Source organism: Streptomyces sp. AC602_WCS936 (assembly GCF_019049125.1).
Taxonomy (GTDB): Bacteria; Actinomycetota; Actinomycetes; order Streptomycetales; family Streptomycetaceae; genus Streptomyces.
Map to the genome: position 1 here is coordinate 1 of NZ_JAGMUF010000059.1, position 10,834 is coordinate 10,834.

Here is a 10,834-nt window from a genome sequence, read left to right on the forward strand (position 1 = left end):
GAGCTGCGAGAGCTGCGAGAGCTGCGAGAGCTGCGAGAGCTGCGAGAGCTGCGAGAGCTGCGAGAGCTGCGAGAGCTGCGAGAGCTGCGAGAGCTGCGGGGAGGGTGCCCCGGGCGGCGGCCCCTGGGCAACCCCAGGAGAGTGACCCCTCGCCGTACCCCGGCGCGTGGGACGCCGCCCCGCCGGAAGGGTCCTCGGCGGGGCGGCGTCGGCGGCGGGCCGGCCCGGTCGCGAGGGCGCCGGGACGGTCGGGGCGAGACCGTCGGGCGCGGGTCAGGCCGGGGCCGGGGTCTTGGCGTGGTCGGAATCGGCGGGGGCCGGGGCGGGGCCGGCGGCCGGGCGGGGGATGGCCAGTGCGCACAGGGCGCCGACGAGGACCACGGCCACGCCCGTCCAGACGGCGGGGCGCAGGCCGTCGACGAACTGCTCGGGGCCGGCGCGGTCGCTGCCGTGGTGGAGGAAGACCGTGCTCAGCACGGCGATGCCGAGGGCGCCGCCGACCTCGCGGACGGTGGTGTTGGCACCGGAGGCCTTGCCGTGGTGTTCGGGGGCGACGGAGCCGAGGACGACGGCGGCCGTGGGCGCGAAGGCGAAGCCCATGCCCGCACCGGCGATGATCATGCCGCCGACCAGCCGGGAGTAGGGGGTGTCCGGGCCGGCCGCCAGAGCGAGCCAGGCCAGGCCCGCGCCCTGGAGGAACAGGCCGAGCGCCATCAGCCGTCCGCCGCCCACCCGGTCGGTGAGCGCGCCGGCCAGCGGGGCGATGAACATCGGCATGAGCGTCCAGGCCAGAGTGAGGACACCGGCGTGCAGCGGGCTGCGTTCCGGGGCGACCTGGAGGTACTGGGCGAGCAGGAAGATCGAGCCGAAGACACCGAAGTACATCGCGACCGAGACGACGTTGGACAGCACGAACGGGCGGATCCGGTAGAACGACAGCGGGAGCAGCGGCTGTTCGGCGCGGCGCTCCCACAGGACGAAGACGGCCAGCAGTACGGCACCGGCGGCGAAGGCGCCCAGGACCGTGCCCGAGGTCCAGCCGTCGGACTCGCCGTGGACGATCGCCCAGACCACCGCGACCAGGCCACCGGTGGCCAGCACCATGCCGAGCAGGTCGACGCGGGTGCCGGGCAGTTTGCTCTCGCGCAGCACAACCAGGGCGAGCGGGATGGCGACCACGCCGACCGGCACGTTGATCCAGAAGATCCACTGCCAGCCGAGGCCGTCGGCGACCGCACCGCCCACGACCGGCCCGAGGGCGACGGCCAGGCCACTGACCGCGGACCACAGACCGAGGGCCAGGCTGCGCAGCCGGTCGGGCACCGCCTGCGCCAGCAGCGTCAGCGACAGCGGCATCACGGCCGCGGCGCCGACGCCCTGCGCGGCCCGGCCGGCGATCAGCTCGCCGCTGGTCTCGGCGAAGGCGCAGCCGAGGGAGGCGAGGGTGAAGGCGGCGATGCCCAGGACGAACAGGCGCCGCCTGCCGAAGCGGTCGCCGAGGGCGGCACCGGTCAGCAGCAGGCAGGCGAAGCTGAGGACGTAGGCGTTGACGAACCACTGGAGGTCCGTGGTGTCGGCCTGGAACTCGGTGGCGAAGGTGCGCAGCGCCGTGGAGACGACCAGGTTGTCGAGGGCCACCATGAACATGGGGACGCTGCAGGCGACGATCGACAGCCACAGGGGCGGGCGGCGGCGCTCGGCCGCGCTCGGGAGCGATGCGGTGCTCAAGGGGACTCCTCGGGGAGACGGGGCGCGGCGCGGCGCGGCCTTCGGGAGGGGGATTCCGGCCCGGGGTCGGGGGACGCCCCCGGGCCGGAGGTCTCGTCGCGGCTCAGGCGCTGCCCGCCGCGTCGGTGCGGGCCTGCTCCGTCAGCCGGCGTTTGGCGTCGTCCCAGGTGATGGGCAGTCCGGCGGTGTCGACTTCCCAGAAGGTGAAGGTGGAGTCGCGCATCGTGGAGCGCAGCGACGTCATGATGCCGCGGTGCGGCTCGGTCCTGGCGTAGGCGTACAGGGCGTCGCGGTCCTGCCAGGCGGACAGCGTGTAGAAGACGCGGGCGGCGGGCTGCGCGATCAGTGAGGCGCCGTAGGCGCCGGGGGCCGAGCGGACCTGTTTCCAGGCGGCCAGGGAGCGCAGGAAGAAGCGCGGCACGTCCTTGAGCGACCGCACTTCGAAGCGGGACGCCATGACGAACGCCGTGCCGTTCGGCGGGGGCGGATTCGGGACGGTCCAGGGAAGCGTGGGCACCGTGGTCTCGCCTTCAGGAGTGGTGAGTGGCACTATCCATAGTAGACAGTAATGGACAGTGGCACTACCCGTTATCCGAATGGACAATGGAAAATCAGAACGAGCAGGAAGCGAACCGGATGCGCATCTCCGAGCTGAGCCGCCGCAGCGGCGTCTCCATCCCCACGATCAAGTACTACCTGCGGGACGGACTGCTGCCCCCCGGCCGCTCCACGGCCGCCAACCAGGCCGCGTACGACGAGGACCACGTGCGCCGGCTGCGGCTGATCCGCTCCCTGATCGGAGTGAGGGGGCTGTCGGTGAGCGCCACCAAGGACGTACTGGCCGCGGTGGACGAGCAGCAGGGCGATGTGCATCTGCTGCTCGGGCTGGTGCTCGGCGCGCTGCCCGTCGAGCGGTCCGGCAGGCCGCCCCGCCGGGCCGGGGCCGCGGAACCGTCCGCCGCCGGGGCGGACCCGGACCCGGCCTCGGGGGAGGCCGGCGACGACGTGGCGGCGCTGACCGCCGAGATGGGCTGGAAGACGTCCCCGAACCCGCCCGCCGCGCAGGTGGTCGCCGAGACGCTGGAGACGATGCGGGCCCTCGGGGTGGACTACGACTGGCGCTCGCTCGTCCCGTACGCCGAACTCGCCGACCGGCAGGCGCGGCTGGACCTCGACCAGCTCCGGGACGCGGGCGACCCGCTGCAGCAGGCCGAGCGGGCCGTGCTGCTGACCGTGCTGCTGGAGCCCGCGCTGCTGGCCCTGCGGCGGCTCGCGCAGGAGCACCACTCGGCGCTGCGGTTCGGGAACGGCTGACCCGGCCGGTGACGCCCGGACCGGCGTACGGGCGTGCGTGCGGACCGGCGTACCGGTGTCGGGTGCGGGAGAGGGACATGGCGTCAGGAAAGCAGGCGCCGCCCCGCCGGCGCCTGAGTGGACATCACTCAGCTTCGGACGGGGCGCGGGGCGGTGCGGGCGGCGGGTGATGAGTGATCGCCACTCAGGACCGGGCCGACGGCGCGTGGTGGACTCGATGCCGAGGACGGAGCCCGCACGCCGTACGGGGAGGCATGCCATGCAGTTCCGAATGCTCGGACCGCTTCAGTTGCACGATGACAAGCGGCGGACGGTGACGACGCCGACCAGCCCCAAGCAGCAGCAGCTGCTGAAGGCGCTGCTGGCGCGGCCCGGCGCCCTCGTTCCCACCGCCGACCTGGTGCGGGAGCTGTGGGGCGCCCGGCCGCCGGCCAAGGCGGGCAACGCGCTGCAGGCCCACGCCTCCCGGCTGCGCCAGACCATGTCCCGGGCGGAGCCCGGCGGCTGCGGGGCGGCCCGGCTGGTGGCCCGCGACTGCGGCTACCTGCTGCGGGTGCGGCCCGAGGAGCTGGACAGCGCGCGCTTCCGGCTCGGTGTGCACCGGGCGCGGGCGCTCGTCGGCACCGATCCCGAGGAGGCGGGTCTGCTCCTGCGTCAGGCGCTCGGGCAGTGGCGGGGAGCCGCGCTCGCGGGCCCCCGCGGACCGATCGGGGCCGCGCTGGCCGTCGTACTGGAGCAGGAACGGCTCGGCGCGCTGGAGGCGGTGTTCGACCTGGCGCTGCACACCGGGCAGCACCGGCGGATCGTGCCCGAGCTGCGCGAGGCGGTCCTCGCGCACCCGGCGCGCACACGTTTCCGGGAGCAGCTGAGCCGCGCCATGGCCGGTCCCCGCGGGCCGGTGCCGGCCGGCACCGGGCGGACCCTGCGGCCGGTTCGTACGGCACCGGGCGGCGCCGTTCAGGCCGGTGCCGGTCACGGCGGTGCGGGTCAGGTCGGCGCCGGTCACCGCGGTACCGGTCAGGGCGGTGAACTGGACCGGCTGCGGGCGCTGGTGGACCGGATAGCGTCGGACCAGCATGCCCTGCAGTCGGCGATCGCCCAGCTGAGCGAGCTGGTGGGACGGACCGCCGCATAGCCCCGGCGGCCCGCGCCCCCCTACCGTCCGATACCGGCCATCCGGGGCGCCGCCGAGGCACCCCCCGGGGCCGCGGGCGGCCGGGCCGTGCGTTCGGCGGTCCCCGCGGATCAGCGAAGCAGGAGGCGGTTTGTGAATCCGTGTATCCGGAAGGCTCCGCCCGCCTCTGTCTGAATCGACGGTCTCGTTCAAGACAGTTCGAGACAGCACAAGGTGCGTCCATCAAAGCCAGTCGGAGGCGGACTGTGAAAGCACGAGTGGCGGTCGTGGGAGGTGGCGTGGCGGGCGTTTCCGCGGCCTACCACCTGCGCCACGACGCACAGGTCACATTGTTCGAGTCGGAACCCCGGCTGGGAGGCCACGCCAACACGATCGAGGTCGAGGACTCGGGGCGCACCCTGGGCCTCGACACGGCGTTCATCGTGTTCAACGAGCCGCACTATCCCAAGCTGACGCGGTTCTTCGCGGATCTGGGGGTGGCCACGCAGAGCCATCCGGGGAAGTTCTCCTTCTTCGACCTGGACGCCCAGTCGACGTACGTCTCCGACGACTTCGAGTTGCCGGAGGAGGAGGTCCGGGCGCGTTACCCGGGCGACTTCGTCGAACTGTGGCGGGAGGCGCGGCGGTTCCTGCGGGAGTCGCCGCGGCACTTCATGCGCCGGCAGGCGGACATCCCGCTCGGCGAGTACCTGGACCGGCACGGCTACTCGGACGAGTTCCGGTACGGCTTCATCGTGCTCATCTCCACCGCCGCCTGGTCGGTCCCGGCCGAGCAGATCTGGGAGATGCCCGCGAGCACGGTCATCGCCTTCTTCTACGCGCACGGCGCCGAGGGCCTCGGCGGTCGCACCGCACCGTGGCGGACGGTCACCGGGGGCAGCGTCAGCTACCTGAGGGCCGCCGAGCGGGTCCTGCGCGAGGCGGGGGCCGAGCTGCGGACGGCCACACCGGTGACCCGGGTCCGGGAGACCGGTGACGGCGTCGAGGTCCTGGCCGGGGACGCGGAGCCGGCCAGGTTCGACCACGTGGTGCTGGCCACGCACGCCGACGACGCGCTGCGCGTGCTGGAGAACCCCAACGAGCGGCAGCGCCGGCTGGAGGCCGTCCGCTACCACCCCACCCGCGCCACGCTGCACACCGACGCCGCCGTGATGCCCAAGGACACCACGGGCTGGCGCAGCTGGAACTACGGGCGCCGGCAGGTGGACGGCAAGCAGGCGTCGTGGGTGAACTACTACCTCAACGACCTGCAGTGCCTGACCGCCTCCCGCGACTACTTCCTGACGCTGGATTCCGGGGTGCCGATCCGCGACGAGTGCGTCGTCGCGGACATCTCCTACCGGCACCCGGTCTTCTCGCTGCCGGCCCGCCGGCTGCAGGCGGACATCTACTCGGTCAACGACTCCGGCTCCCGCGTCCGGTTCGCCGGGTCGTACTTCCACTCGCGGAAGATGGGACCGGACATCATCGGCTCCCACGAGTCCGCCTTCGACTCCGGGAGCGCGGCCGCCGAATCGATCCGGCGGTCCCTGCGGGCCGCCGCCGGCTAGCCGGCCGTGCCGTCCCCCTCCCTTCCCCCTCGCCCGACCACAAGAACGCACCGCACCTGAGAGGTGGACCGTGTCCGAAACCATCGCTGGGCGCAACACCGCGCCGCTGACGCCCGCGGCCGTCCAGGCATGGCTCGTGGAGAAGGTGGCCCACAAGCTGGGCGTGCCGCCGTCCGACGTCGACCCGGACCAGTACTTCGACGAGTTCGACCTCGACTCCACGGAGGCCCTGGTGCTCTCCGGGGAGCTGGAGAACTGGCTCGGGTTCGAACTGGAGACCACCGCCCTGTGGTACCACCCGACCATCGCCGAGCTGTCCCGCCACATAGTGGAGAAGCAGGCGGAGCAGCATGCGGCCTGACGGACGTCGCCCCGCACCGCCACTGATACAGGCGTTCGGCACCGAGTCCGGCACGCCGCGGCGGCGGGTGCTCGTGGTGCACCCGGGCGCCCTGCCGGCCGGGCACTACGCGGAGCTGGCGACGGCGCTGCCCCCGCACACCGAACTGCACGTGGTGGACCTGGAGCAGGTGCCGGAGTACTTCCAGGCCGCCCTGCGCGGCGGCCGGGCCGGCACCACCGTGCCCGAGCTGGCGGCAACGGCCGCCGGCGCACTGCGCTCACGCGGGCTGTTCGACCGTCCGTGGGCGCTGGTGGGCTGGTCCTTCGGCGGCGTGGTGGGCCATGCCATGACCGCGCTGCTCGACCCGGAGGAGCTCCCCCGCCGTGCCGTGCTGCTGGACAGCATCGCGCCGGTGCCCGACTACACCCGCGACGACGACGAGGTCGGCGCGGACCTGGTGATGCCCTGGTTCTGCATGTACCTGGCCGCCAAGCGCGGCGGGACGCTCACCGCGCCCGCGGCGGGCCCGGCCGGACCCGGCGACGTGGACGGCCCGCTGACCGCGGTGCTCGGCCAGGCACTGGACCACGGTGTGCTGCGGCCCGGCACGACCCTGCCCGGACTGCGCAAGGTCTACGACGCCTACCTGGACGGACTGCTGCGCAACAACCGGCTCGTGCGGGGCTTTCGCCCGGGTCCGGCCCGGGTCCCCGTCACGCTGCTGCGCCCGGAGCGCGGCCTGCTCGACACCCCGGCCCCGCTGGGCTGGGAGCAGCTCGCCGGCGACCTCAGGGTCGAGCACACGCCCGGCGACCACTACTCGATGCTGCGCGACCCGGTGGCCATGAAGAGCGCCGCCGCGATCGCCCTCGACAGCCGGGGCTAGGACCGCCCGCCCGGCGCGGTCGAGCGCCGTCCCGCGCGGTCCCCCGATTCCACCGACCGACCCCGCCCCACCCCCGTACGCCCACGCCTTCCCACACCCTGCCCCACGGCATGGAGTCGTCATGGTTCAGCACAGCACCACCAGTCGGAGGCTCGCCGACACACCGATCGCGATCATCGGCCTGGGCGCGCTCTATCCGCGCTCCGGTGATCTCGGTGAGTTCTGGAACAACGTCGTCGACGGAACCGACTGCATCGAGGACGTTCCCGAGACGCACTGGAAGATCTCCGACTACTACGACCCCGACCCGAGCGCACCGGACAAGACCTACGCCAAGCGCGGCGGTTTCGTGCCCACGGTGCCCTTCAACCCGATGGAGTTCGGGCTGCCCCCGAACACCCTCGAGGTGACCGACGTCCTGCAGCTGCTGAGCCTGACGGTGGCCAGGCAGACCCTGCGCGACGCGGGCGCCACCGGCTCCGGCTGGTACGACCCCTCCCGCACCGGTGTGGTCCTCGGCATCACCGGCGCGAACTCGCTGACCCAGCCGCTGGCCACGCGACTGCAGACGCCGGTGCTCAAGGAGGTCGTGCGCTCCTGCGGGCTGTCCGAGGGGGACGCCGAGGAGATCGCGGACAAGTTCACCAAGGCGTTCGCGCCGTGGGAGGAGAACTCCTTCCCCGGGATGCTGGGCAACGTCGTCGCGGGCCGGATCGCCAACCGGTTCGACCTGGGCGGCACCAACTGCACCGTGGACGCGGCCTGCGCCAGTTCGCTGGCGGCCGTGCGCATGGCGGTGTCGGAGCTGGTGTCCGGGCGCGCCGACCTGATGCTCACGGGCGGCTGCGACGCCGAGAACACGATCCTGATGTACCTGTGCTTCTCCAAGACGCCGGCCTTCTCCAAGAGCGGGCGCATCCGGCCGTTCGACGAGGACAGCGACGGCACGCTGATCGGTGAGGGCATCGGCATGCTCGCCCTGAAGCGCCTGGCGGACGCGGAACGGGACGGGGACCGGATCTACGCGGTGCTCAAGGGCATGGGCTCCTCCAGCGACGGCCGGTTCAAGAGCATCTACGCGCCGCGCCGCGAGGGCCAGGTCGTCGCGCTGCGGCGGGCGTACGAGGACGCGGGGTTCGGGCCGGAGCAGGTCGGCCTGGTGGAGTGCCACGGCACCGGTACCTCGGTGGGCGACCTGACGGAGCTGACGGCGCTGCGCGACGTGTTCGGCGCGGCGACCGAGGAGCGGCAGTTCGCGGCCGTGGGCAGCGTCAAGTCGCAGATCGGGCACACCAAGGCCGCGGCCGGGGCGGCGAGCCTCATCAAGGTGTCGCTGGCGCTGCACGAGCGGACGCTGCCGCCGACGATCAACGTGGAACGGCCGCGGGAGGCGGTGGACTTCGCGAGCTCGCCGTTCGCCCTGAACACCACGGCCAAGCCGTGGGTGGCCGACCCGGCCCGCGAGCGGCGCCGCGCGGCGGTGTCCTCGTTCGGCTTCGGCGGGACCAACTTCCACTGCCTGCTGGAGGAGCACGACCCGGGCGAAGCGCCCGAGCGGCGGGTGCTGGGCCCCGCGGCCCGGGTGCACGTGTGGCACGCCGCCGACCCGCAGGCGCTGCTCACGCTGCTGGAGTCCGGGGAGCCCGGGCAGGACCCGGGCGAGCCGGTGCCGGCGGCGCACGCGCGGCTGGCCCTGGTCGCCCGGGACGCCGAGGAGGCGGCGACGCTGCGGGAGGCGGCCGCGGCGCGGCTGCGCGAGGACCCGGAAGCGTCCGGGTTCGCGCTGCCGCGCGGCGCCTTCTACCGGCGCGCGGCCCTGGACGGCGGCGGCAAGGTGGGCGCGCTGTTCGCGGGCCAGGGCAGCCAGTACGTCGGCATGGGCGCCCGTACGGCGCTCGCGGTGCCGCCGGTCGCGGCGGCCTTCGACGCCGCCGCCCGGCACTTCGCCGGCGAAACGCCGCTCGGCAGGGTGGTGTTCGCGCCGACCGCGTTCGACGAGGAGACCCGCGAGCGGCAGGAGGCGGAGCTGCGCCGCACCGACTACGCGCAGCCCGCGATCGGCGCGCTGGCGGCCGGGCAGTACCGCTACCTGGCCGGGCTGGGCTTCGCCCCGGACGGCGTCCTCGGTCACAGCTACGGCGAGCTGACCGCGCTGTGGGCGGCCGGCAGCCTCGGCGACGAGGACTTCTTCCGGCTCTCCCGGGCGCGCGGGGCGGCCATGGCCGCCCGGCCCGAGGGTGCCGAGGACCCCGGCACGATGGCCGCCGTCAAGGCCGGGCCCGACCGGGTCGCGGAGCTGATCTCCGGTCACGACGACGTCGTCGTGTGCAACGTCAACGCGCCCCAGCAAGTGGTGGTCGGCGGCGGCACCGAGGCGGTGCGCGCCTTCGTCGCCGCGTGCGCCGAGGCGGGTGTCGCGGCGCGGGAGCTGCCCGTCGCCGCGGCCTTCCACACGCGGTACGTGACGCACGCCGTCGAGGAGTTCGGCGCGGCCGTGGCGTCCGCCCGGGTGCGGGCGCCCAAGGTCCCGGTGTTCGCCGACACCCCGGGCGCGAGCTACGGCAAGCGCGTCGCGGCCAATCGCGAGGTGCTGGTGGGGCAGCTGGCCGCGCCGGTGCACTTCGCGCCGCGGGTCGGCGAGATGTACGACGCCGGCTACCGCGTCTTCGTCGAGTTCGGTCCCCGGTCGGTGCTGTCCGGCCTGGTCCGGGCCACCCTCGAGGGCCGTGACGACGTCGTCGTGCTCAGCGCCGACGCCGGTCCCGGCGGGGACGGCGACCGCGCGCTCAAGCAGCTCGCGGCCCACCTGCTCGTCCTGGGTCTGCCGCTGACCCGGATCAACCGACACACCGCAGACACCGAACCGGCAGCGCCGGCCGAGGGGATGACCATCCCGTTGAATGGAGTGAACCACGTGCCCGAGGCTCGCCGCGAGGCCTACCGGCAGGCCCTTGAGAACGGCTACACCGTCGCGTCCGCCACCGAGGCCGACGCCCCCGCGCCCGTCACGGGCGCCCCTCCCGAGACACCCGCCGCGCCGCTGCCCGCGGCTCCCGCGCCGGTTCCGGCCGCGCGGCAGTACCCGGCGGCCGGACAGGACGTGCCGTTCACCACCGGTTACGTCACCACCGGCATGGTCGCGGGCGAGCACCTGTCGATGCACCGGGAGTACCTGGACGGCCAGCTCCGGGTGGCCGACCGGCTCAGCGGCGTGCTGCTGGAGGAGACCGGGCGCGGCGGCCCGAGCGAGAACGTCGTCGCGGGCATCACCGCGGTCACCCAGCACAGCCTGGCCATCGGGCAGAGCCACGTCCAGGCCAGCGAGGTGCTGCGCAGCCTCGCCCAGCTGGAGAGCGGCGTCGCGGTGGGCAACGGCCACGCCGTGACCGACGGCAACGGGTACGCCCCGGCAGGCGGCAACGGACACGCGCTCGCCCACGGCAACGGGTACGCCCTGACAGGCGGCAACGGCCACGCGCTCACGAACGGCAACGGGCATGCCCTGGCAGGCGGCAACGGCAACGGCCACCCCGCCCCGTACACGGCGACGGCACCGTCGTACGACACGTACGCGCCCATCCTCGCCCAGGCCGCGGCCCCCGCCCCGGCACCGGCCCCGGCGCCCGTCGCACCGGAGCAAGCCGTCGCCCCCGCCGCACCGGAGCAAGCCGTCGCGCCCGCCGCACCGGAGCAAGCCGTCGCGCCCGCCGCACCGGAGCCGGCCGCCGCCCCCGCCGCCTCGCCCGCGCCGGCCGCCACGTCGGCCGAGGAGGTGCGCAGGGTGCTCCTGGAGAGCGTCTCCGCCAAGACCGGCTACCCCGCCGACATGCTCGAGACCACCATGGACATCGAAGCCGACCTCGGCATCGACTCCATCA

The 10,834-nt window shown here is 73.9% G+C and carries 8 protein-coding genes; 6 read left to right on the forward strand and 2 right to left on the reverse strand.

The genetic code is table 11. The features are described 5' to 3' along the window. Window positions 1-273 precede the first annotated feature (273 nt). Window positions 274-1,647, reverse strand: a complete 1,374-nt coding sequence (locus KUM03_RS21245) for an MFS transporter (protein WP_254399675.1) — start codon at window positions 1,645-1,647, stop codon at window positions 274-276. A 184-nt stretch (window positions 1,648-1,831) separates the two neighbouring features. Further along, window positions 1,832-2,245 (reverse strand): DUF3291 domain-containing protein, encoded by a 414-nt coding sequence (locus KUM03_RS21250; protein ID WP_217250867.1) that lies wholly within the window; start codon window positions 2,243-2,245, stop codon window positions 1,832-1,834. A 119-nt stretch (window positions 2,246-2,364) separates the two neighbouring features. On the opposite strand from KUM03_RS21250, the gene KUM03_RS21255 reads away from it, so the two are divergent. From KUM03_RS21255 to KUM03_RS21280, 6 genes are all read left to right on the forward strand, one after another. Further along, a complete protein-coding gene (locus KUM03_RS21255; RefSeq protein WP_217250871.1) occupies window positions 2,365-3,042 on the forward strand; it encodes a MerR family transcriptional regulator in 678 nt (225 codons plus the stop codon). Between the two features lie 259 nt (window positions 3,043-3,301). Next, a complete protein-coding gene (locus KUM03_RS21260; protein ID WP_217250868.1) occupies window positions 3,302-4,177 on the forward strand; it encodes a BTAD domain-containing putative transcriptional regulator in 876 nt (291 codons plus the stop codon). A 266-nt stretch (window positions 4,178-4,443) separates the two neighbouring features. Further along, window positions 4,444-5,727 carry an FAD-dependent oxidoreductase gene (locus tag KUM03_RS21265; protein ID WP_308406373.1) on the forward strand — a complete coding sequence of 428 codons (1,284 nt, stop codon included), beginning with the start codon at window positions 4,444-4,446 and terminating at the stop codon, window positions 5,725-5,727. 70 nt (window positions 5,728-5,797) lie between these two features. Beyond that, on the forward strand, window positions 5,798-6,088 hold the full coding sequence (locus KUM03_RS21270; protein WP_308406372.1) for an acyl carrier protein: 291 nt from the start codon (window positions 5,798-5,800) through the stop codon (window positions 6,086-6,088). After that, window positions 6,078-6,956: a thioesterase domain-containing protein gene (locus tag KUM03_RS21275; RefSeq protein ID WP_217250869.1), complete on the forward strand. Its 879-nt coding sequence runs from the start codon at window positions 6,078-6,080 to the stop codon at window positions 6,954-6,956. Before KUM03_RS21270 ends, KUM03_RS21275 begins: the two co-directional genes overlap by 11 nt. 121 nt (window positions 6,957-7,077) lie before the next feature. Then, window positions 7,078-10,834: type I polyketide synthase (locus KUM03_RS21280; RefSeq protein WP_217250870.1), on the forward strand; the 3,757-nt coding region annotated here is incomplete at its 3' end.